The sequence below is a fragment of the Pirellulales bacterium genome (assembly GCA_019694435.1).
In the GTDB taxonomy this organism is placed as follows: Bacteria; Planctomycetota; Planctomycetia; order Pirellulales; family JAEUIK01; genus JAIBBZ01.
Window position 1 is genome coordinate 1 of record JAIBBZ010000033.1, and the last position, 22117, is coordinate 22117.

The window sequence follows — 22117 nt, forward strand, 5'->3', positions numbered from 1 at the left end:
GGTGGGCGCCCAGCATCTACGCCTCGAACGGCGGCAACCCTTGCGCCAGCAGCGCGGCGATCACTCCGGTCAGCACATCGCCCGTCCCGCCCGTTGCCATCCCCGGGTTGCCAGTACGAACGATATCTGCACGAGCGCCGTCGCTGACCACGGTGCCATGTCCCTTGAGCACGACGACCGCGCCGGCGCGCAAGGCAAGCTGCTGGCAAGCGTCGCGGCGCTCGGCGGCGGCTGGTGCCTGGGTTTGGCCTGCGAGACGTGCGAACTCGCCGGGATGGGGTGTCAGCACGCGCGGGGCCGCGTGCCGGTCGAGCGGCGCGGCGCCTGCCGCGAGGGCATTCAATCCATCGGCGTCGACGACCACCGGGCACCGCGCCTCGGCGTAGATCCACTGAACCAGCGTGACGAGGTCCGGCGAGCTGCCCAGCCCTGGACCGCATGCCACCACCGTGGCCCAGTCGAGCTGCGCGGCGAGCGCTTGCCGCGCCGTCGCGGCGATTCGTCCCGCGTCGTCGTGCGCGAGACCGACGGTCATCAGTGCCGGCTCGAAGCCGGCGGCAGTCGCCTGGCAGGCGGCCGGAACCGCGAGCCGCACCAGGCCCGCGCCGGCGCGCAGCGCGGCCATGCCCGCCAGGGCCACGGCCCCGGCCATTCCGGTCGACCCGCCCACGACGAGCAAGCGACCGTAGTCGCCCTTGTGCGAATCCGAGTGCCGCTCGGGAAGACGTGGCAGCAGCGACGCGTCGTCGGCGCCTGCGTGGTTCATGGCTCTATCGCGCCGCCTGCTGCGCGGTCATGGGCCATGTTGCGGGCCTGGGCCACGTTGCGGGCAATGATGCCGGCGATGTAGGCCCCCTTGAATCCGGCGTCGATGTTGACCACGGTCACGTTCGACGCGCAGCTATTGAGCATGCCCAAGAGCGCCGCGAGTCCACCGAAGCTGGCGCCGTAGCCCACGCTCGTCGGCACGGCCACGACGGGACAGGCGACGTGCCCGCCGACGACGCTCGGCAGCGCGCCTTCCATGCCGGCCACGACGACCACGGCATCCGCGTCGCGTAGCTCATGCAGATGGGCCAGCAGCCGCTGCGGTCCGGCGACTCCCAGGTCTTGCAGCAGCCGCGCTTCGACGTCCATCCAGAGGGCCGTTTCGAGGGCCTCTTCGGCCACGGGGCGATCGGTCGACCCGGCCGTGATGATCAGCACGCGGCCGCGGTCGCTGTGGGTATCTCGGTCGCGCGGCGAGCGTCGATCGACCGTAAACGTCCGGCCGACGGCGTTGTAGCGCCCGTCGGGGAATATCTCGGCGAGCGCCTGGGCTGGGCCGACCGCAACGCGGGTCGCCAGCACGTGGTGGCCGTGTTCCAACTGTGCCCTGAAGATCTGGGCAATCAGCTCGACCGGCTTACCCTCGGCATAGACGACCTCGGGAAAGCCGCAACGGCGTTGTCGATCGAGATCGACGTGCGCTGCGCCGACGTTGGCCATCGTCCAATGGGACGCCTGGCCGAGAAACGCCTCGACGTCCAGATGGCCGTCGAGCAACTGTCGGGCGAGCTCGTGCACGCGCTGAGGGTTCATGCCTTCAATCGTAGCCGCCGGCGCGGGCGGCTACGAGAGATGGTCGTCACCAGGGGGTGGCCTGCCCTGCCGATCCGCGCCGGCCTGCACGTTCGCAGGGTTGCAGCGGCAGACGGATGGCGACCGGCGGCTAGGCGCCGATCGTGATCTTGTCGCGCGATTTCGCCGCGACGCTGCGCTCGAACATGCGCAGATGGTTCTTCATCTGCCGGGCCGCTGCGACACCGTCGCGGCGGCGCAGGGCCGCCACGATCTCTTGATGGTCGGCATGAGCCGTCGACACGTTGATGCCGTCCTGGAAGCGCACCCAGACGCTCGGCAGGTGCGATACGACCGAATCGAGTGCGTTGGCCAGGATGGCGTTGCCCGAGAGCTGGGCAAGCCTGGCATGGAAGCGGAGATCGTGCTGCCGCCAGGCGTCGACATCATCGAGGGCCTGTCCGGCCCGCTCGACGTCTTCTTCCAAGGCGGCGACCTCTTCGACCGACGCGCGTCGCGCGGCCAGCCGGGCCAACAAGGGCTCAAGGCACACGCGCGTTTCGATGATTTGCGACAGGGGCACGCTCGTGCCTTCGGCGGCCACCTGGCTTTGCACCATGGCGGTGAGAAAGCCTTGTTCGAGATAGGTGCCGCCACCTTGCACGCGTCGCAAGGCGCCGCGCTCGGAAAGCTGATTCAGCGCGACGCGCAACGTGGGGCGGCTCACTCCGAGCCGCGCGGCCAATTCGCGCTCGGCCGGCAGGCGATCGCCAACGGTCAGCCCGTGAGCCACGACATAGTCGCGCAATTGATCGAGAATCAGAATGGTCAGGCTGGCCCTGCGCACCGGCGCAGGGCTAGGTAATGCAGAGCGATGCGGAGACTTCAAGGCAGCCTTTACTCCGGCCCGGTCACCGCACAATCGCCTCTTTGCGCGGTGACTCGCGGCCCACGTTTGCCCGAAACAGCAGTGACCCGACGCGGTACAACCATCCGACGTCCGGTCACAGGACCCTCTTCAAACCGAATTCCCTCGGTACGAATCGTATTGTAATTCGAGCAGCTTCCGCCGCCAGAAGAAAGTCCCATGCGGTGGGAGGAAATTGGAAATTCCCGGAAAATCCGGCACATTCTGCGCGCGCCAACCCCATTGCGTCGCGCGTTGTTTAGTGATAGCAAAGGAGCCCACGCGGTGATGGACGGCACCCGGGAGGCTGCCGCCTTGGCTCCGCCCAATCGTTCACCTGTCGAGGACTTGCGCTCTATGGATCGCTTCGCGGAACGCCGTCAAAAGCTGCGCCAGTCGTTGGCCAAGGAGCAACTCGACGGTCTCTTGGTCACCAACTTCACGAACGTCAGCTACCTGACCGGATTCACCGGCGACGACAGCTACCTGCTCGTGTTTCGCGACGGGCAGATCGTGCTCAGCGATGCCCGCTATACCACCCAGCTCGAAGAAGAGTGCCCGGGGCTCGATTTGCTCATTCGCACGCCCGGCATCGACATGCTCACGGCCATCGAGCAGTCGGCGGCCAAGGCCAAGGTCCGGCGAATGGCGGTCGAGGCCGATTCGATGACCGTGGGCCTTCGCGAGCGGATCGGGGCCAAGCTCGAGCGTGTCGAATTGCGCAGCTCGTCCGGTCTGGTGGAAACCTTGCGCCAGGTGAAGGACAAGGACGAGGTCGAAGCCTTGCGCGTCGCCATCCGCTGTGCGGAGAAGGGTTTCGAGGTTTTGCGGGCCAGCATCCGCGGCGACCAAACCGAACGGCAGGTCGCCCATGATCTTGAACACGCCATCCGGGGCTTTGGCGCCAAGGGTTGCAGCTTTCCGCCGATCGTCGCGGTCGGTGCGCGTGCTGCACTGCCTCATGCCCGTCCCACCGAGCAACGTATCGATTCGGCCGGCTTCGTGTTGGTCGATTGGGGTGCCGACTGCGGGTACAAGAGCGACTTGACCCGTGTTTTGGTCACCAGTAAAATCCCGCCCAAACTCGAACGCATATATGGAGTTGTGTTAAACGCTCAATTGAAGGCGATTGCCGCGATCAAGCCGGGAGTCACCTGTGAAGAGGTCGACGCCGTGGCGCGCGGAGTGATCGTCAAGGCGGGCTTCGGAAAGCAGTTTGGTCATGGTTTAGGCCACGGCATTGGCCTGGATATCCACGAAGGACCCAGGCTGACCACCGGCAACCGGCTCAAGCTGCAGCCGGGCATGGTCGTGACGGTCGAGCCGGGAATTTACCTGCCGGGTTGGGGTGGGGTGCGGATCGAGGACGACGTTTTGGTGACCCGTACGGGTCACGAAGTGCTCACTAACGTGCCCAAAAACTTTGACGAAATCGTCCTGACCTGACCCGCGCTGCTCTGAGTTCGATGGACCCGGGAGGTCTCCCGTGAACGGCATCTCTGCATGCCGGATCAGGTCCTGCAAGCGCAGCGCGCGAGGTCGATGGGAGTAAACGCATGGCTGGTCCGGCTGCTAACGCCCCCGACAACTTCGACGTCCGCAAGCTCCGCCGCTTGGCGGAACTGATGCGCGAATACGAGCTGAGCGAGATCGATCTGCGGCAAGCCGGCGTGCGGATTTGCCTGCGAAAGCAATCGGGCGTGGTAACGACCGAAGTCCGGCCCGTTGCCCCGGCGCAAGCCGTGGCGGCCCCCGCGGCTCCGGCGCCAGCGGCACCGGTCGATGAGCGCAACGTGGCTGTCATCAAGAGCCCGATGATCGGCACCTTCTACACCTCGAGTTCGCCGGAATCGCCGCCGTTCGTCAAGGTCGGCGATCATGTCGGCCCGGAAACCACGATCTGCATCATCGAGGCGATGAAGGTGTTCAACGAGATTCCGGCCGAGGTGTCGGGCAAGGTCGTGGCCGTGCTGGTCGGCAATGGCGAGCCAGTCGAATTCGGCCATCCGTTGTTCAAGATTGATACCCGCGGTTAGCGGGCCACCGGCACTGTGCGCTTCCCTCCTGCCGCGAACGACCCACCTGGCGAATCGGCCGATGTTTAAGCGAATTCTGGTAGCCAACCGCGGCGAGATCGCCCTGCGTGTGATGCGGGCCTGTCGCGAACTGGGCATCGAGACCGTGGCCATCTACAGCGAGGCCGACCGCGGCGCCGCTTACCTGCGGATGGCGAACGAGTCCTATTGCGTCGGTCCGGCCAAGGCGTCTGAGAGCTACTTGAAAATCGACCGCGTGATCAGCGCGGCCGAAGTGGGCAACGTGCAGGCGATTCACCCGGGCTACGGCTTCCTGGCTGAGAACGCGCACTTCGCCGAAGTTTGTAAGGCCTGCAACATCGTCTTCATCGGCCCTTCGCACGAAGCGATGCGGATGCTGGGCGACAAGAACGAAGCTCGCCGCCTGGCGCGCGAGGCCGAAGTGCCGGTCGTACCCGGCAGTGAAGGTCTGATCGAAACCGAAGCCGAGGCGATGCGCGTGGCGCATGAAATCGGGTTCCCCGTGTTGATCAAGGCCTCGGCCGGCGGCGGTGGGCGCGGCATGCGCGTGGCCGCCAACGACTTGGCGCTCAAGTCGGCGGTGCAGCAGGCCCAAACCGAAGCCCAGGCCGCCTTCGGCGACGCGAGCATCTACCTCGAGAAATACATCGAGCATCCGCGCCACATCGAGGTGCAGCTCGTGGCCGATCATCATGGCAACGTCTGCCATCTCTGGGAGCGCGACTGCACGATGCAGCGCCGCCACCAAAAGCTCGTCGAAGAGAGCCCCGCGATCAATCTGCCCGACGCGACGCGCCGCGCCCTCTGCGAGGCGGCGGTCCGGCTGGCCAGGGTGGCCAGCTACACGAACGCCGGCACCTGCGAGTTCATCGTCGACCGCTCGGGCCAGTTCTATTTCATCGAGGCCAATGCCCGCATTCAGGTCGAGCACCCCGTGACCGAGTTGGTGACCGGCGTCGACCTGATCAAGACGCAGATTCGCGTCGCCGCCGGCGAGCCCTTGCCCTTCCGGCAAGAAGATATCCAGGTGCGCGGTGCCGCGATCGAGTGCCGCATCAACGCCGAAGACCCGGCGCGGAACTTTCAGCCGTGCGCAGGGCGGATCGAAAACCTGATTCCGCCTGGCGGTTTTGGCGTGCGTTTCGATTCGCATGCTCATACCGGCTACACGGTATCGCCGTATTACGATTCGATGATCGGCAAGTTGATTGTCCATCAGCCGACGCGCGGCGAAGCGATCGATTCGATGCTGCGTGCCTTGTACGAATTGAAGATCGAGGGGATTAAAACCACGGTCCCGCGGCTGCAAGAAATCCTCAGCCACGCCGCGTTTGTCGAGGGGCGTGTCGACACGACCTTCATCGAACGGACCTGGACGCACTGAAAACCTGCGCCCTGTCGAGTTGCCGGGTCGTGTTTGCCCGGCTGCCGGCCCGCCGCTGACGGCCGGCGTTTCTTCGCTAGAATGTCTAGCAACTCGGACCACGCATCCGGTCCGCCCGATTGGAACGGAGTCGTATGATGACCAGTCTTTCTCGTCCGCCCGCGGTACCGACGCCGATCCGTCGCGCCGCGATCCTGTTTGCCGGGGGGCCCGCGCCCGCAGCCAACGCCGTGATTTCCACGGCGGCCGTCTCGTTCTTGCGAAACAACATCCAGGTCGTGGGCGTCCTCCACGGCTATTCCCGGTTGGTCGAGTACACGCCCGACCACCCGTTGTCCTTGGGGCGCGACTATCTGGTGATTGACCACAAGATGCTCAAGCGCACGCGCAACACGCAGGGCATCATGATCGGCACGGCCCGGGCCAATCCCGGCAAGCATGTGTCGCACCCGTCCCACTTAAAGGACCCCGAACGCACGGCGCCGTTAAAGGCCGTTTACGACGCGCTGCGCTCGCTCGACGTCGATGCCTTGGTTTCGATCGGTGGCGACGACACGCTGAAGACCGCGAACAAGTTCAAGGCGTTTCAGGAGCAACTGCCGGCGGGCAGCCCGCGAATTCCGGTCGTGCACGTGCCCAAGACAATCGACAACGACTACATGGGCATCGATTTCACGTTCGGCTATTTCACTGCCGTCGAATTCCTGGCCGGCGAAGTCCGTAATCTGCTCGCCGATGCCGAAGCGACGCGCAGCTATTTCCTCACCGAGACGATGGGCCGCTCGGCCGGCTGGCTCGCCTACGGCGCCGCGATCGCCGGCGAAGCGAGCCTGGTGATCAGCGTCGAAGACGTGATCGGCAAATACCGCGACGAGGAAGAAACGACCGATGCGGAAACCGGCGAAAAGTCGGTCCGCGCCGTGATGAAGGTCGAAGAGGTCGTCAAGCGCATCGTCGCCACGATGCGCGTCCGGGAAGAGGCCGAGAACAAGGACTTCGGCGTCATCGTGCTTGCCGAAGGGCTTGCCGAATACCTGCCCAACAAGTACCTCGAAGGCATCGAGCGCGACGAACACGGCCACATCGCCATCTCGAAGGTGAATCTGGGCAAAATGTTCTCACGCCTCGTCATGGATGAGTTCAAACGCCAGACCGGGCGGAAGCGCAAAGTGACTGGGCTGCAGTTGGGCTACGAGACGCGCTGCGCTAAGCCGCACGCCTTCGACGTCATGTTGGGCAGCCAGCTCGGTGTCGGTGCCTACCGGGCCCTGGTCGAGCGCTCGCTCAACGGCGTGATGGTCTCGGTGTCGGGCCAATTGGAACTGCACTATGTGCCGTTCGACAAACTGGTCGATCCCGAGACCTTGGTTACGGTCGTGCGCTATGTGAACCCGCAGAGCGATTTTCACAAACTTGCAAGGTTCTTGGAAACCTTTGTGAACGATTGACGGTTAGCGGCGGCCGCGCGCTTGAAAAAAGTTGACGGGCCGCTCGGTTCGGCGCTACGCTACTGCCACTTGTCTGCTTCGGGAGCTCAGATCGAGCCGGGCATTTGGTCCGCTGGGGGCGACGTCATGAATTGCGCGAATCGTTGCGTGCGCGGCGAGTTGAGCCCTATTCGAGCGCTGGGGGCAGTCGCGGTCTTGATCGGGGTACCGTGTCTTGCGCCGCTGCGCGCCGCGGAGCCGGTAGCGGCCGACCTCGTGCGCGCGGTGATCGATCAGGAAGCGGCCATCGATCGGGTTGCGAGCCTGCACTTGCGGCTCGAAGCGACGACCGTGCTCACGCCGGCCGGGCTGGAGGAGTTTTTTTGGCCGCCCGAGGAACCCCAGTTTCCGCAGATGCGTACGCAGCGGCGCCTCGGCGTGCGCTCAAAGCGGTCCAAGGAGTTTGCCTACGATCGCGCGCGGATCATGTGTCGGGAACAAGCGGAATTCTCCCGGCAAGAATCCGTGTGGGACGGTCAACGCTTCGTCGGGCACGTGCAGCAATTCGATCGCGCGACCGACAAGCTGAGATTCGAACAATTCCAGTTGGCCCGCACGCGGGGCAAGTCGTTCGAATATCTCTGGCTCGACGTGGGCTGCTTTCGCACGGGCGCGCATCCGTTCTGGTGGTACCCCGACGAGCCACGCTGGACGACGGAAGTTCAGCGAGACTTGGCGGGGCTTCCGGAAGATTACGAGCTCGTGGGCCGCGAGCGGCTTGCCGGGCGCGACTGCTGGGTCGTGCTCAATCGTTGGCGAGGCAAGCAACTCCATATCGGCATCGACGACGGTCGCCTCCATGCCTGCACCGTTTTCGTCCGGCCGCGCGGAGTCGATCTGCAGCCTGACCACTATCGCGCTGCCAGCAACGGAGCAGCGGCCGATGGCCAAGCTTGGGCGCAATGGGTGAAATCGCTCGACGAGCACGAGCGATTTGAAGCTTCTCGGCGCTTGGCAATCGCGAGCTTCGATCAATGGACGCCCATGTTCCGATTCTCCATGGACGATTATCGCGAGGTGGCGCCCGGGTTCTGGTTTCCCTTTGCGAACGTAGCGGAGAGCTACCTTTACGATCGACGCCAAGAGCCACCGTTGGTCGGACGCGTAACGACCACGAAGATCGTCGAGTTGGCGGTCAACCAGCCACTGGACGACGCCCGCTTTGCGCTCGAGCCGGTCGAGGGGGCCGAGGTCTACGATGCCACCGGCGATTTGCCCCTGCGCTACAAATTCAAGCGCAGCTACTCGCCCGAGGAGTGGGCCGCGATCGTCGCCGAGCATCAGGCGCGCGATGCCCAGTGGAAGCGGATTGCTGCGGCCCAGCATGAACTGGTCGGTCAGGCCGCACCGGCATTGCCGCAATCGCACTGGCTCAATGGCCCGCCGCGCGACTGGGACGCACTACGCGGCAAGGTGGTGCTGCTGGAGTTTTGGGGCACGTTTTGCGGGCCGTGCCGCAATGATTTTGGTCTGTTGAATCAGCTCCACGCTGGGGCCACCGACGGCCTTTATGCCGTCGTCGCAGTTCACACCGCGGACGACGATGTCGAGATGATTTCCAGTTTCCTGACGAAAGAGAAGCTCGCGTATCCCGTGTGCGTCGATGCGCCGGCAGCGAAGGATTCAGGCGGCACATTCGGCGAGTTGTCTGCGGCGCTACGGGTACACGGCGTGCCGCATACCGTGGTCGTCGACCGTGACGGGCGGATCGCAGCCACCGGCATGCTGCACGAAGTGCTGCCCAAGTTTCACGAGCTGGTCGGCAAACAATAGCTATCCGCCGACGGGTCGCTCAGGCCGATGGCCCTTCAGGACACGGGCCGCTGGCCCCTCAGGAGGCCATTGCCGCCCGCACCGCGGCCAGCACGCGCCCGCTGGCTTCATCGTAGCTGCCTTTAACGAAGGCCCCGGCTGCCGCCTTGTGGCCGCCGCCGCCGAACTGCTCGGCCAGCTTGCTGCAATCGACTGCACAGCGGCTGCGAAAGCTGATTTTGAAACCGCCGGTTTGCTGCTCGACCAGGATCACGGCGACTTGCGTGCCCCCGACTTCGAGCGTCATGTTGACCACGTCTTCCGTGTCGGAGGGCAGCGCCCCCGTCGCTTGGAAGTCTTCGGCCAGCACCGCCGTGTGCACCAGCTGGCCGCCTTGCTCGGTTTGCGTCCGGGCCAGGATCCGCCCGATCAATTGCAGCCGGGCCAGCGTGTGCTGTTCGTAAAGATGGTGGTAGATGCGCGCGGGCACGGCCCCGGCGTCGATCAGCCGGCCGCCGAAGCGCATCGTGTCGCCGGTCGTCGAGCCGAAGCGGAACCAGCCGGTGTCCGTCGCAATGGCTGCAAACAGGGGCGCGGCGATGGCGGCCGAAAGTTTGACGCCGAGCTGATCGGCCGCCTCGACGACGAGTCTCCCGGTCGCTTCGGCCGAGGTGTTCTTGAACGGCTCGGCCCCCAGGTCGTCTTCGCTGACGTGGTGGTCGAGCACGATCTTGCGCGCCGATGTTGCGCGCACCACTTGGCCCATGTCGCCCAATTGGGCCCAGGCGCTCGTGTCGAGCACCATCAGCACGTCGAAACCCGAGGCGAGCTGGTCGGCTTGCACGTCGACGCCCAGTGCCTCGATCCGCTTGTCGGGGTCGATGAATTGCAGGTTGGGCGGCGTCTTGTGGCCGTTCACGATGCGGACCTGCTTGCCGAGCGCCTCGAGCACGCCGGCCATGCCCAACTCGCTGCCCAGACAATCGCAATCGGGGCGAATGTGGCTGGTCAGCAGGAACCGCTGATTCTGCTGAACGATTTCGACAAACCGCGGCCAGTTGATGCTCATGAAGAAGTGCAGTGCAAACGGGGTCTGGGACGGGAGGAGGAACGAAGTGCGGACTTGCCCAGCTTAACTCGCCCGGCCGGTCGACTGCAGGTAGTCGACCGCCATTTCCCGGGCCGCGGCGACGTCGCGACGTAACTGGGCGAGCAGTTCGTCCACTCCCGAGAATCGCTGAATGTCGCGCAGCCGCCCGAGGAAGTCAACCTCCAATGGTTGCCCATAGAGCGGGCCTTCCCAATCGATCAGATGGACCTCGACTTTCACGGCTTGCTCGCCAAACGTCGGGTTTGGGCCGAGGTTGATCGCCGCGGGCCAGGGTACTCCGCCGGCATGTGCCAGGCCCGCGTAGACGCCCAATTTTGGCAACAGCGTGTCGATGGCCTCGATATTGGCGGTCGGGAATCCGAGCTTGGCCCCCCGCCCCGCCCCGTGCCGCACCATGCCGCGAACGCGGTAGGGACGAGTCAGCATTTGCGCGGCGGCGGCCACATCCCCTTCGACGATCAAGCTGCGGACGCGCGAACTCGACACAAATGCTCCGCCGCTGACGATGGGTTCGACGACCTCCAGCACGATCCCATCTTGTTCGCAGTAGCCGCGGAGCACGTCGATCGTGCCGCCGCGATCGAGTCCGAAAAAAAAGTTCGGCCCCTCGACGATGGCCCGGGCCGCGAGTCGATCGCGCAGGATACGGCCAAAGAACTCCTGGGCCGTGAGCTTCAACAAGGCCTCGTCGGTCGGATACGCGATCACCGCGTCGACGCCAAGCTCAAAGAGCAATTGGGCCTTGCGGTCGGTCCAGGTCAACGGAGGCGGGGCCTCGCTCGGTCGCAACAAACGCACCGGGTGCGGGTCGAACGTGAACACCACGGCAGGGCCCTTCACGGCCCTGGCCTGCGCAATCAGCCGCGAAACGATCCGCGCATGGCCCAGGTGGACGCCGTCGAAATTGCCGATTGTCACGGCTCCGTGGCGCAGCTGTTCGGGCAGATTGTGGAAATCGCGGATCAGCTTCACGGGTCGTTGCCGAACGTTCCGGCTGGCGGGCCCGCCGGGAACTTCCCAGGTAGTATTCACCATATGTTAGGGCCGGCACGGCGGTCCGACGAGCGCCCTACGGCCAGCAAGGCTGCGTCAACGCGACCCGGCCCTCGCGGGATCTCTGCGATTGTGTGAATCGTGTCGATCAAGGGCGAACGAGCCACGGGAGGCCGCGGCGCGCAAGCTCAGTTCTATGCTATCCTTACAGGATGTTACGCCCCCGCGAACTGGCATCCGGCCCGAGGTATCGGCCGGTCTACCGCGAATGATGATGCAACGTCGCCAGTTTGTGATCTCGCCCGAGCTGGTCCAACGGATCGCAGCCATCGACGTCGGCACCAATAGCATTCGGCTCATCATTGCCGAACCTTTGGCCGACGGCACCTACCGTGTTCTCGACGACGAACGCGAGAACACCCGCTTGGGCCGCAACCTGGGCAGCACCGGCAAACTCGATCCCGAGGCCGCGCAACGCTCGCTCGACACGTTGCGCCGAATGCGGCAAATCACCGAAGGCTACCAGGTGCAGATGATGCGAATCATCGGCACCAGCGCCCTGCGCGAAGCCAGCGACGGCGAGGAATTTTGCCGAAAGGTGCGCGAGGAAATCGGCCTGAACATCGAAGTGATCTCGTCGGAGGAAGAGGCCCAATTGGCCTTTTTCGGCGTGGCCCGACATTTCGATCTCTCGAACAAGAACGTCGCCGTGGCCGACATTGGCGGGGGCAGCACCGAAATCGTCCTGGCGTTGGGGCCGCTGGTTGAAAAGACCTACGCCACGCGGTTGGGCGCCGTGCGCCTGAGCGAGGCGCACGGCGGCGGCCAGACCTGGACCGACGAGCAATTTGCCGAGCTCACGCGGTCGATCGACACGACCCTCGAAAAGACGCTCAAGAAGCCCGTGCTGTGGCCACACTTGCTGGTTGGCTCCGGCGGAACGTTCACCAGCCTGGCAGCGATGATCATGGCTGCCCGCGGCAAGCAGGCCCTGCCGGTGCGCGGCTACCAGGTTTCCCGGGCCGAGGTGCGGCACCTGCTCGATGCACTGCGCAAGATGACGCCCAAGGTGCGGCGCTGCGTGCCTGGCCTCAGTCCGGAGCGGGCGGACATCATCGTCGCCGGATTGTCCGTAATCGATCGGCTGATGAAGTACCTGAAGCTCAACCTGCTGCAGGTGCATGCGGGCGGTGTGCGCGACGGCCTGCTGTTGACGATGGTCGACCGTTCGCTCGGGCCGCCGACCGACGATCCACACGACCGCTGGGCCGCGGCCGAACGATTCGCCACGGCGTGCGGCACCGATTTGAATCACGCTCGGCACGTGGCGCGGCTGGCCGGTCAACTGCACGAGCAGCTGGCCCCGCATTTCGGCTTGGAGCCAGCCGACCGGCCGCTGTTGGAGATCGCCGCGCTGCTGCAAGACGTCGGCTACGTCATCAACTACGACCAGCACCACAAGCACAGCTATCAACTGATTCTCAATAGCCGCTTGAGCGGGCTACGGCCCGGTGAGATTGAGCTGATCGCCAACCTGGCCCGGTATCACCGCGGCGCGCGGCCCAAGAAAAAACACGAGCAGTTCGGGCAGTTTCTACCGGCGGAGCGCAAGCGGATTCGCAAGTTGGTGGCCATCTTGCGGCTCGCCGGCGGCTTCGATCGTACGCACAGTCAGCAAGTCGAGTCGGTCACGGTAGTCGTGCACCCCGGCCGCGTCGAACTGCTTGCCCACAGCCGGCAGTCTCCGGAAGTCGATCTTTGGGGTGCGCGTCGGCGCACCGAGTTGTTTGAGCGCTACTTCGAGGTGCCGATCGACATCAACTGGGCCGGTGCGTCCACGGCCACTAACGGCACCGCCGCCGAACTCACGGCACCGGCCGCGCCCTGAGCGGCGCGTCGTCGCCCTCGGGGCGGCTGAGGACGCAGAGCGCATGAAATCGCTGACGCGGTACCTGACCTTCTCGACGCCGAAGCGCATGGCGTTCGTCAATATCACGCCCGAGGTCACGGCCCTCGTCAGGGACAGCGGCGTGCAAGAGGGGCTATGCCTGGTCAACGCGATGCACATTACCGCCAGCGTGTTCATCAACGATGACGAGCCCGGCTTGCTCGACGACTATCAACGCTGGCTCGAGCAACTGGCGCCTTTCGACCCCTCGCCGCAGCGCTATCGCCATAATCGCACGGGCGAAGACAACGGCGATGCCCACCACAAGCGCCAGATTATGGGGCGCGAAGTCGTGGTGGCCATCACCGAGGGCCGGCTCGATTTCGGCCCCTGGGAGCAGATCTTCTACGGCGAGTTCGACGGCCGGCGTCCCAAGCGGGTGCTGGTCAAAGTGATCGGCGAGTAGCCGCGCCATGCGTCAAACGCTGGCAGTCGCAGCTAGCGGGTCGCACGATCGTCAGAATCGCTATAGTTTCGCGCGCTGGCCGGCCGATCGAGGAAACGGTGCTGTCGCGCGCGGATGATTCCGGGCCGCGGCACGATGGGGCACGAACTACGGACGCCAGATTGCCATGTGGTGTCGGCATTGCCAGCAAGATGTGCCCGGCGTTTCCGCGGCCGACGTGGGCACGTGTTGTTTGCGCTGCGGCGAGCCGCTGGAAAAACCCTGGCCGCAGCGGCAGATCGACGAGGCGCTCGAGCTCGACGACCTCGTCCTCACCGCCGCGACCGAGCCGGAAAGGGCCGCTGCGCCACCGTTGGTCGCGGAGCTCGACGCCGTCGAGGCGCCGGCCGCGACGTGCGCAAGACCCCTGTCCGAGACGCGCGAAGCCAGCGCAGCAAAGTCCGACTTTTCCTTCGCGGCCGCCGCACCGCTCGACGCGTGGGCCATCGAAGCGAAGCTGCGCGAGGCGGAAAGGCTCCTGGGGGTCGGACCGCTCGCACCAGGACCAGAGGCCGGGGCCGGTCAAGAGCTAACCTTGGCCCGGCTGCTCGATGGCCTGCGCTTCGATCCGCCGCACCGCGCCGCCGTGCAGACCGCGGCGTCTGACACGGCACTCGCCAAGACGGGCCGCGGCCCAGCGCCGCTGCGCCGGGCGGTTCTGATGTGGCTCTCCGTCGGGCTGGGCTTGGCGGCATTTGCCTGCGGCGGCAGCCTGCTTGCTTTTGCCTATCTCGAGCATCGGTCCGACCTGTGGGAACTCGGCGTGCCGATGACCCTGACCGGTCAGGTGGGGCTGTTGTTCGCGCTCGGGCTGCAATTGGAGCGCATCTGGATGGAGAACCGAGAAACGGTTGGCAAGCTGGCCGACGTCGACCGTCAGTTGGAAGACCTGCAACAAACGACGCACCTGATCGGCGGACCCTACTTCACAGCCACCGAGGCCTTCTATCAACATCTCAGCGCCGGGGCCAACCCGCAGACGCTGTTGACCGACGTCAAGACGCAACTCGACTTGTTGGCCGTGCATCTGGCGCGGCCGCGCAGCGGGCGCTGACTCTCCTCTGGCGCTAAGTCAGATGTCGATTCCCGGGTCGGCGGCCGCATTCGAGGCGGGAGGCGACGCCGGTGCGGCCCGCCCGGCAGGCTGGACGCGCTTTGCGGGGGCCGGCTGTTCGGCGGCTTGTTTATCTGCGGCCGCTTTGTCGGGCTCTGTCGCCGCAAACAGCGTGTGGAGCGAATCGGCACGGCCGCCATTGGCGAGCGCCCTTGCGATCTCCTCGTGCGCCGCTGCTTTATTTCCCGAGAAATAGAGCTGCCATCCCAGCAATAGCGCCAGGTCCGCATTGTCGGGGCTGGCAATCGTGGCCTGGCGCAGCCGTTCGGTATGCTGGGTCAGGTCGTCGCCTTGATCGAGATACAACGCCTGCAGGCGGAACCGCGATTTGACGAAATCAGGGTCGAGCCTCAAGCCTTGCTCGAGCGAGTCGGCGGCCGCCTCGAACTTACCCACCGCAATCAAGGCCTGGGCCCTGCGTAGGTAGCCAAGCGCTTGCGCCGGCGCGGCTTCGATCGCCTTGCGATAACGCAATTGCGCTTCGCCGTAGCGCCCTTGCGCGAATTGCTTGTCGCCAAACTCGATGTATCGCGCGGCCAGCTCATTGCGCCGGTCGTTGAGGTCAGTCAGGTCGTTGGCGACGTCGACTGGATCAGAAGCGCCGGAGTCGCTGACGACCGCGCTGGGCAGCATCGCCTGGTAGCTCGTCCAGTTGTTCGAGTATCCGTAGTTGTAGGGGTAGCCGTAACCGCCGGTGCCATAGCCGTAGGGGTAATAGCCGTACGGGTTGTAGCCGTAAGACAGCCCGTTGTTCAGGTAGCCGTAACCGATCGCAATGCCAGGTCGGTTACTCCACATCATGGGCGGGCAATTCGGCACGTTGCCGTTGCCCGTGCCATTGCCACCGTTGCCGTTGTCGTTGCTCGGGGGCGTCGTCTCAGCGGGCGACTTCGTCGCCGTGTTCGGCATGCCCCGCGGTGAGAAGGGATTGTGCACCTCGGCCTGACGCATGCCGGGAACGCTACGGCCTTGTGCCCAGGCCCAGCCGACGGTCAATCCGAGATTGGCCAACGCGGCCAGCGCGCAGACGCGCAGGCCGAACGAGTGCGCGGAATGCATAAACCCCTTTCCTGCGGCCTCCAGCCGCTCGTGACCCTTACCGGATTATTCCGTCGCGCCCTGGTCGCAGCAAGCGAGAATCGCAGCGTTCCGTCGCAAACACGTCCGCCCGGGCTCGACGCCCGGGATCGTTCGAGAACTTAGACCATGCTGGCCTGGCCCAGCAGCTTGCGAAGCGCGGTAATCGCCACTTCGCCAAACTGCCGGGGCGGCACCTGCCAGATCTGCGGGTTCATCAGTTCGATCGAAACGTAGCCTTCGTAGCCAAGTTCGCGGAACAGGTTGAGGATCGGCTCCAGCACAAAATCCCCCTCGCCCGGGAGGATACGATCTTCGTCCTTGGCCAGTTCGCGGGGTAACCCGGCCAGATCGCAAAGCTGCACATGGAACAGGTTGTCGGTGGTCAGGTAGGCCAGATCGTCAGGCTTGCTGGGTCCGCAGTAGTAGTGGAAGACGTCGAAGCAGATCCCCAGATTCGGGTGCCCCACCTCGGCGACCATAGCCGCGGCGGTCAGCAGATTGTTGGCAAACGTGGCCTCGGCCCTGAACTCCAACGCGATCCGCACCTCTTTGTCCGCCGCCAGGGTCGCGGCCTGCCCCAGCGACAGGCTCGCGCGTTCCAGGTCGGTGTGGCTCAGCGGGCCGGTAATATCGCCCGCGACGATCAGCGTCTGCACGCCGAGCTGCCGGCAGATTTCGAGCCGGCGGGAAAAGTGCTCCCAGTGCTCGGCCCGGGCAGCGCCTTGGGTGATCAGCAGCCCGCCCTGAAAGCTGGCGACCGGGGCCACGAGTTCGTGGCGTTCCAGCAGACGGCGAACGTCGTCGACGCTGTGCGTGGCCAGGTAGTTCTCAAGCTTGCCGAGCCACAGCTCGATGGCGTTCACTTTGCCCGCCGCGTATTCTTCGAGGTCGCTCTCGAAGGGCGCGTTCAGCGAACAGACCTGAGCCAATGCAGGCTTCATCGATGCGTGGCGACCCTGCACACGTGAGATAAGGTCAAGCGAACTCACCGATTCTAAGGTGGCGCCGCGCGGAAAGGCAGTCCCCCCCGAAAACTCATGGCGAAACCAATCGCAGCCTAACGATTCCCGGCGGCAATTTCGGCCGAAATCAATTCGCGAATTAGCCGTGCGCCGATGCTGCCCAGCAAGTCGTTCGCCGCGGGGCACGCGGTGTTACAGAGCACCACCACCCCGACCCGGGGTTCCATGCAATACGCCGCGTAGGTCGCTTGGCCGTTGGTTCCGCCGTTGTGCGTGAAAACTGTAGTCTGGTCCGGGCCGGGCAGCAGAAACCATCCCAGGCCGATGTGCCCGACTCCCAGGGCGTCGTAGCGTTGCTCTTGCGCGAGCCGCATCGCTGGCCGTAGTGTCGTTTCGACCTGGCCGCACTGCACGGCCAGATATTGCAGCATGTCGGTCAACGTCGAGCGGATCGCGCCTGCGCCGGCGCTGGTGTCTTGAAAGTCCCAATCGGGACACGGCTGCAAGTCGCTGGTGTGCCCGGTCGTCCTCCGCGCGCGTTGCTCGTCGGTGCCCGTCAGGTGGGTATCCGGCAACTGCAGCGGTTCGCCGATGAATTGGCGGATCATCGCCTCGTAGCCCAGGCCCGTCTTACGGCACAGCGCATAGCCCAGCAGCCCCATGCCGAAGTTGCTGTAGGTAACTGGCCAGGTCGATTGCGGCTCGATCGAGACCTGGCCCAGATCGTCGCGCAGCGCTGTTTCGTCGAACGCGGCAAAAGGATTGAGCTGCACCTTGGGGTCCTTGATCAGCCGGGCAATGATCGACGGTGGGTTGTTCGGCAGACCCGAAGTGTGCGTGGCCAGATCGAGCAGCGTGATTTCGCGGTCGCCCCGTCGGGGCACCTTGTAGTCGGCCGGTAACAGGCTCTTGACCGGCGTATCAAGGGTCAGCTCGCCGCGCGTGACCAGTTCGGCCAGCACCAGCGTGGTCATGGTCTTGGTGATGGAACCGATCTCGAAAATGGTCTGCGCGTCAGGCGTCCCGGCGTCGGCCCGAGTATGCCCGTAGGCGAAAGTTTCGCGACGGCCGTCGGTGTGCAGCAGGCCGATGACCAGGCCCACGGCGCGGTGCTGATCGATAATCTTCTGGGCCTTCGCGTCGACGCTGGCCTGCCAGTCCGGCGCTGCGGCGAGGACAGGAATACAAAGCGCCAATTCGCCGCACAGCAAGGCGACACTGCACCAGATCGCTACACGCATCAAATGGACGTCCTGCGTTCGAGGGTCCGCTCGCCTGGCCTGATCGCCGGCCGCGCAGAGGGCAATTCGTCTGACTGGGATTTTTTACCTGCTCGCCACGCCTGGGTGTACCGAGTAACGTGCCGATCGCGCACCCGAGCAACCCGATCCCGAGGCCCGCCCTCGAGCGAGCGCACCAGCCGGAGTTTCAACTCGCACGGTCCGTGGCTAGTCGACCGTCTCCAGACCTGCTCGGATGCGGGCCGCCAGTTCGCCTGCGCAGTCGTCGATCTTGACGCGCCACTGGCGCAGGCTGTCACGGTCGCGGAACGTAACCGTGCGGTCGCTAAGCGTCTGGCTGTCGACGGTGATGCACACCGGCGTGCCGGCCTCGTCCTGCCGGGCATAGCGCCGGCCGATCGCCCCCTTGTCGTCGTAAAACACGTTGTAGTCGGGCTTGAGTGCCGCGTAGATCTCCTGAGCGATGTCGGGCATGCCGTCGCGGTTGACCAGCGGGCAAATGGCTGCCTTGATCGGCGCCAGCCGCGGATGCAGCCGCAAGAACGTGCGCTCCTGCAGTTCGCCCTTGGCGTCGGGCACCTGTTTGACTTGGTAGGCCTCGCACAAGAAGGCCAGCGTGGCGCGATCGGCCCCGGCCGCCGGCTCGATCACATGCGGAATGAACCGTTCGCGCGATTCGTCGTCGAAGTAGCTCAGGTCTTTGCCGCTGCCGCGATACTTCGGTTTGCCGTCGGGGCCTTTCTCGACGACCAATTGGTCCCCCTCGCGCACGAGTTTGCCCTCCATATGGCTGCGCAGATCGAAATCGCCGCGGTGGGCCACACCTTCGAGCTCGCCGAAATCACCCTCGGGCAGGAATGGAAACGCATATTCGATATCGGCCGTGCCGCACGAGTAGTGGCTCAGCTCGTCGGCCGCATGATCGCGCAGCCGCAGCCGCGAGCTGGCCAGCCCCAAATTGATGTACCACTGGTAGCGCCGGTCGCGCCAGTAGCGATACCACTCGGGCGACGAATTCGGGTGGCAGAAGAACTCCATTTCCATCTGCTCGAACTCGCGCGAGCGGAAAGTGAAGTTCCGCGGCGTGATCTCGTTGCGAAAACTCTTGCCGATTTGGGCAATGCCGAACGGCACCTTGACGCGCGAACTGTCGACCACGTTCTTGAAGTTGACGAACATGCCCTGGGCCGTCTCGGGCCGCAAAAAGGCGGTGCCCTCTTCGCCGGCCAGTGCGCCGATGATCGTCTTGAACATCAGGTTGAACTCGCGCGGCTCGGTCAGCGTGCCTAGCGACTTGGCATCGGGCGCCAGCACCGTCGCGAAATCGCTGACCGTGGTCAACGACGCGGCATCGCCGTCCCAGTGCAGCTTGTCGGCGTCCTTGCCGCGCAGGTTGAAGAACTTCATCGCCTGGTGTTCGAGGTGTGCCAGGCCCTCGGCGTTGGCGCTTTCGGCCGTGGCAAAGATGCGCTGGCCCTTGCATTCGACCCAGCGGCCGTAGACCTGGTCGTGGCGGTAGCGGCGCTTCGACTCGCGACAATCGACCATGTAGTCGTGGAACAGGTCGTAATGCCCTGAGCACTTCCAGACCTGGGGATGCATGATGATCGTGCATTCCAGGCCCGTCATCTGGAACGGCGACGGCGCGCCCGCGGGGGCGACCAGCTCGTTGTGCCCCAGCACCATGTCGCGCCACCAGGCTTCGCGTACGTTGCGCTTGAGCTCGACGCCCAGGGGGCCGTAGTCCCAAAAGCCGTTCAGGCCGCCGTAAATGTCGCTCGACTGAAAGAGAATGCCGCGCCGCTTGCACAGCGAGACCAGTTGTTCCATATCCATGAGGATGCGTGCCTTGTTGAACTGCGGGGGCCCATCTTGGGCTCGGCCAAGCGTGCGAAAAAGACGCAGTTTACTCCACTGCCCGCGATTCGGTCAGCCCCCGCTCGATGCCGCAGCCGCAATTCCGCCCGCGGAACAGCACGGCAACGGCCCGCTCCGAGATGCCGCACGGCGGCGAGCCGTTTTGCTTCGCCGCGTCGCGCCTGCTACTGTGCTTCGCCGATGGCCTCTTGGCGAAGGACCCGTGGGCCTCGCACGCAGCGACTCGTTTCATGAATGACCGCAAAACTAAACGGACGTCGGCGTCGGCGAGCGGCAAACCGGCAGCGCCGTCGCTCGACACCGATCCGCCGGAGGTGGATCGACCGGCTCCGCTACGCCGAGCCGAATGGCTCGTGCCGGTGGCGTTGTGCCTGTTGCCGCTCGCCTGGCAGCGGCCCTACTGGGCCAGCCGTCATGCCGAAGATGATCTCGATCATCTGCTTTACCTGTCCCAGTATCTGCTGGGCGAGCGCAGCCTGCTGCGCTACCTGTTGTGCCCGATCAACGAACATCTGCTGCCGTTGTGGCGGTTGTGGTACCTGGGCTGCTGGCGGATCTTTGGCCTGGATTCCACCGGCTGGCATGTCTGTGTTTCGCTGATGCACGGCCTGGGGGCGGCGTTCTTGTTCTTCGTCTTGCGGCGCGCGACCGGACAGCTATTGCCCGCCCTGGCCGGCTCCTCGCTGTGGGCGCTGGCCGGTGTCGCGGGTTGGGACAGCCCGCTGAGTTGGTTGCCGGCGTCGCACCTCGTCTTCGGTATCACCTGGCTGCTCGGCGCGATGGCTTGCTTGACGCAATATCGCGCCACCCGCGGTTGGACCTGGCCTTTGCTCATGGCGCTGTGCGTCTTGTTGGCGGTCGGCAATATGAGTGCGATGTGGATCCTGACTCCGGCACTGGCCGCGCAATGGTGGCTGTTGGAACGCCGGCCCACCGATCCTTGGCTGCCCCGCGGGCCGTGGTTGTGGGCCTGGTTGATTCCGTTCCTGGTGCTAGGCGTCGTGGCCGTCGCGGCGGCGCGGGGCGTGTTTCTGGAGGTGCCGCCGCAGCCCACGGGGCACGATGCACTGGCCGGCGTGCTGCGAACCGTGGCTTCCTGGGAGCTCACGGCCGAGAATCTCGTCGCGCGGCGGGCCGAGGGCGATCCGCAACCACGCTTGCCGTTCCGCGTTGCCGGCGGAGTCGTGCTCGTTGCCGGGGCGCTGTTCCTGGCCGGGCCGAATCGCCGCTTCGTACTGTTGGTGCTTGGGGTGGTGTTCGTCTATACGGTGCTCGTGCAGACGGCGCGCAGTGTGATGCCGGCTGAATACTCGCTGGGCGCCGGACGCTATGCCTATCTGCCCGTGTGGGGCTGGTGTTGCGTGCTGGCGGCACTCGTCGCTCACCCCTGGCTGCGCGGCACAGGCCGATTCGCGCGCATCGTGGCCACACTGCTCGTGGCGGCGGCCCCTTGGCTCGCGTTTCAGCAATTCCGCGTCACCGAACAGGTGGCCCGGGAAACACGGTACGTCATCGCGCTGTCGGCCAACGCCTTCCACCAGTCGGTACAACTCGCCGGCGCATTGGCCGGCATGGGGCGCGAACGTGGCCAACCCGTGCGGGTGGCGGATTTCACCTGGCTGCAGCGCCCTTCACGCTATACCTTGCGCCGCTTGCTGGCCGTGGCCTATCCTCAGGGCCAAGCCGGCATCACGATCGTGTCGGGCCGCGAATGGACGGCCGCCGATCTGGCCGACGCCCAGCAGTTGCTCGCGCGTCGCAACAACCCGATGCGGTGGACCTGGGACGGCAGCCTGGAAGCGCATCGGCAGGTGGCCGCGGCGCTTTCGGCAAGCGAAAACGCCGCCCACCGAGCGGGCCAGACCTACACGTTGGTCAATTCGGAGGTGACCATCGAACTCTTGGTGTTCGTCGGTCGTGGTGCGGTGCATCCGCCGCGCCAGCACGATCCGGAGTGGCGCAAGGCCAACTTCCAGTTGCTCTTGAGCGACTATGCCAAGGTTCTCTTCCCCGATGGCTTGCGTAACGTCCGGCTTGTCGAAGCCGGCACACTGACGCCCCAGCAGCGCGCCGCCACGCTTGCGCAGTATGCGACGATCGAAGATCCGTTGATGCAGCAGTTTGCCGAACAGCTCAAATCGCTGCCGCAGTCTCCGCCGGCCGCGAAGTAAAAACGACCGGCTGCGCCGCGTGCCGTT

At 65.0% G+C, this 22117-nt stretch carries 18 protein-coding genes; 9 read left to right on the forward strand and 9 right to left on the reverse strand.

Features of this window, described 5'->3' with window-relative positions:
- Positions 1–16: 16 nt before the first annotated feature.
- The 3 genes from K1X74_19150 to K1X74_19160 form a co-directional block, all read right to left on the reverse strand.
- Complete coding sequence (locus K1X74_19150; protein MBX7168462.1) at positions 17–766, reverse strand: NAD(P)H-hydrate dehydratase; 750 nt, start codon at positions 764–766, stop codon at positions 17–19.
- A complete protein-coding gene (larB, locus tag K1X74_19155; GenBank protein ID MBX7168463.1) occupies positions 763–1581 on the reverse strand; it encodes a nickel pincer cofactor biosynthesis protein LarB in 819 nt (272 codons plus the stop codon). The genes K1X74_19150 and larB overlap by 4 nt, the downstream gene beginning before the upstream one ends.
- A 130-nt stretch (positions 1582–1711) precedes the next feature.
- On the reverse strand, positions 1712–2449 hold the full coding sequence (locus K1X74_19160) for an FCD domain-containing protein (GenBank protein MBX7168464.1): 738 nt from the start codon (positions 2447–2449) through the stop codon (positions 1712–1714).
- Between the two features lie 375 nt (positions 2450–2824).
- Here K1X74_19160 and K1X74_19165 point away from each other — a divergent pair, with 375 nt between their 5' ends.
- From K1X74_19165 to K1X74_19185, 5 genes are all read left to right on the forward strand, one after another.
- Entirely contained in the window at positions 2825–3913 is a 1089-nt protein-coding gene (locus K1X74_19165; GenBank protein ID MBX7168465.1) for a Xaa-Pro peptidase family protein, read from the forward strand.
- A 110-nt stretch (positions 3914–4023) separates the two neighbouring features.
- The gene (gene accB / locus K1X74_19170; GenBank protein ID MBX7168466.1) at positions 4024–4503 is read left to right on the forward strand and encodes an acetyl-CoA carboxylase biotin carboxyl carrier protein; all 480 of its coding nucleotides are present in this window, start codon (positions 4024–4026) and stop codon (positions 4501–4503) included.
- Between the two features lie 61 nt (positions 4504–4564).
- Entirely contained in the window at positions 4565–5908 is a 1344-nt protein-coding gene (gene accC / locus K1X74_19175) for an acetyl-CoA carboxylase biotin carboxylase subunit (protein MBX7168467.1), read from the forward strand.
- A gap of 134 nt (positions 5909–6042) precedes the next feature.
- Positions 6043–7356, forward strand: coding sequence for a 6-phosphofructokinase (locus K1X74_19180; protein ID MBX7168468.1), 1314 nt, complete (start codon positions 6043–6045; stop codon positions 7354–7356).
- A gap of 126 nt (positions 7357–7482) precedes the next feature.
- Entirely contained in the window at positions 7483–9168 is a 1686-nt protein-coding gene (locus tag K1X74_19185; GenBank protein ID MBX7168469.1) for a TlpA family protein disulfide reductase, read from the forward strand.
- Positions 9169–9226: 58 nt separating this feature from the next.
- Here the strand turns inward: K1X74_19185 and K1X74_19190 are convergent, their stop codons facing one another.
- Together K1X74_19190 and K1X74_19195 are read right to left on the reverse strand one after the other, a co-directional pair.
- Positions 9227–10216 carry a DHH family phosphoesterase gene (locus K1X74_19190; protein ID MBX7168470.1) on the reverse strand — a complete coding sequence of 330 codons (990 nt, stop codon included), beginning with the start codon at positions 10214–10216 and terminating at the stop codon, positions 9227–9229.
- Between the two features lie 63 nt (positions 10217–10279).
- The gene (locus tag K1X74_19195; protein MBX7168471.1) at positions 10280–11230 is read right to left on the reverse strand and encodes a bifunctional riboflavin kinase/FAD synthetase; all 951 of its coding nucleotides are present in this window, start codon (positions 11228–11230) and stop codon (positions 10280–10282) included.
- 289 nt (positions 11231–11519) lie between these two features.
- Here K1X74_19195 and K1X74_19200 point away from each other — a divergent pair, with 289 nt between their 5' ends.
- The 3 genes from K1X74_19200 (at position 11520) to K1X74_19210 (ending at position 14698) form a co-directional block, all read left to right on the forward strand.
- Positions 11520–13139: a Ppx/GppA family phosphatase gene (locus K1X74_19200; protein ID MBX7168472.1), complete on the forward strand. Its 1620-nt coding sequence runs from the start codon at positions 11520–11522 to the stop codon at positions 13137–13139.
- Between the two features lie 43 nt (positions 13140–13182).
- Positions 13183–13605, forward strand: coding sequence for a secondary thiamine-phosphate synthase enzyme YjbQ (locus K1X74_19205; GenBank protein MBX7168473.1), 423 nt, complete (start codon positions 13183–13185; stop codon positions 13603–13605).
- Positions 13606–13771: 166 nt separating this feature from the next.
- Positions 13772–14698 (forward strand): hypothetical protein, encoded by a 927-nt coding sequence (locus K1X74_19210; GenBank protein MBX7168474.1) that lies wholly within the window; start codon positions 13772–13774, stop codon positions 14696–14698.
- A gap of 18 nt (positions 14699–14716) precedes the next feature.
- Here the strand turns inward: K1X74_19210 and K1X74_19215 are convergent, their stop codons facing one another.
- The 4 genes from K1X74_19215 to K1X74_19230 form a co-directional block, all read right to left on the reverse strand.
- On the reverse strand, positions 14717–15817 hold the full coding sequence (locus tag K1X74_19215) for a tetratricopeptide repeat protein (GenBank protein ID MBX7168475.1): 1101 nt from the start codon (positions 15815–15817) through the stop codon (positions 14717–14719).
- A gap of 140 nt (positions 15818–15957) precedes the next feature.
- Positions 15958–16779 (reverse strand): sugar phosphate isomerase/epimerase, encoded by an 822-nt coding sequence (locus tag K1X74_19220; GenBank protein MBX7168476.1) that lies wholly within the window; start codon positions 16777–16779, stop codon positions 15958–15960.
- A 116-nt stretch (positions 16780–16895) separates the two neighbouring features.
- Positions 16896–18041: a beta-lactamase family protein gene (locus K1X74_19225; protein ID MBX7168477.1), complete on the reverse strand. Its 1146-nt coding sequence runs from the start codon at positions 18039–18041 to the stop codon at positions 16896–16898.
- A gap of 207 nt (positions 18042–18248) precedes the next feature.
- On the reverse strand, positions 18249–19871 hold the full coding sequence (locus K1X74_19230; GenBank protein ID MBX7168478.1) for a glycine--tRNA ligase: 1623 nt from the start codon (positions 19869–19871) through the stop codon (positions 18249–18251).
- Between the two features lie 278 nt (positions 19872–20149).
- Here K1X74_19230 and K1X74_19235 point away from each other — a divergent pair, with 278 nt between their 5' ends.
- A complete protein-coding gene (locus K1X74_19235) occupies positions 20150–22090 on the forward strand; it encodes a hypothetical protein (GenBank protein MBX7168479.1) in 1941 nt (646 codons plus the stop codon).
- The last annotated feature ends 27 nt before the right edge of the window (positions 22091–22117 follow it).

Coding starts and splice junctions, on each gene's coding strand:
- K1X74_19150 (MBX7168462.1), bottom strand. CDS start 766: ATGAACCACGCAGGCGCCGACGACGCGTCGCTGCTGCCACGTCTTCCC.
- larB (MBX7168463.1), bottom strand. CDS start 1,581: ATGAACCCTCAGCGCGTGCACGAGCTCGCCCGACAGTTGCTCGACGGC.
- K1X74_19165 (MBX7168465.1), top strand. CDS start 2,825: ATGGATCGCTTCGCGGAACGCCGTCAAAAGCTGCGCCAGTCGTTGGCC.
- accB (MBX7168466.1), top strand. CDS start 4,024: ATGGCTGGTCCGGCTGCTAACGCCCCCGACAACTTCGACGTCCGCAAG.
- accC (MBX7168467.1), top strand. CDS start 4,565: ATGTTTAAGCGAATTCTGGTAGCCAACCGCGGCGAGATCGCCCTGCGT.
- K1X74_19180 (MBX7168468.1), top strand. CDS start 6,043: ATGATGACCAGTCTTTCTCGTCCGCCCGCGGTACCGACGCCGATCCGT.
- K1X74_19185 (MBX7168469.1), top strand. CDS start 7,483: ATGAATTGCGCGAATCGTTGCGTGCGCGGCGAGTTGAGCCCTATTCGA.
- K1X74_19190 (MBX7168470.1), bottom strand. CDS start 10,216: ATGAGCATCAACTGGCCGCGGTTTGTCGAAATCGTTCAGCAGAATCAG.
- K1X74_19200 (MBX7168472.1), top strand. CDS start 11,520: ATGATGATGCAACGTCGCCAGTTTGTGATCTCGCCCGAGCTGGTCCAA.
- K1X74_19205 (MBX7168473.1), top strand. CDS start 13,183: ATGAAATCGCTGACGCGGTACCTGACCTTCTCGACGCCGAAGCGCATG.
- K1X74_19210 (MBX7168474.1), top strand. CDS start 13,772: ATGTGGTGTCGGCATTGCCAGCAAGATGTGCCCGGCGTTTCCGCGGCC.
- K1X74_19215 (MBX7168475.1), bottom strand. CDS start 15,817: ATGCATTCCGCGCACTCGTTCGGCCTGCGCGTCTGCGCGCTGGCCGCG.
- K1X74_19220 (MBX7168476.1), bottom strand. CDS start 16,779: ATGAAGCCTGCATTGGCTCAGGTCTGTTCGCTGAACGCGCCCTTCGAG.
- K1X74_19225 (MBX7168477.1), bottom strand. CDS start 18,041: ATGCGTGTAGCGATCTGGTGCAGTGTCGCCTTGCTGTGCGGCGAATTG.
- K1X74_19230 (MBX7168478.1), bottom strand. CDS start 19,871: ATGGAACAACTGGTCTCGCTGTGCAAGCGGCGCGGCATTCTCTTTCAG.
- K1X74_19235 (MBX7168479.1), top strand. CDS start 20,150: ATGAATGACCGCAAAACTAAACGGACGTCGGCGTCGGCGAGCGGCAAA.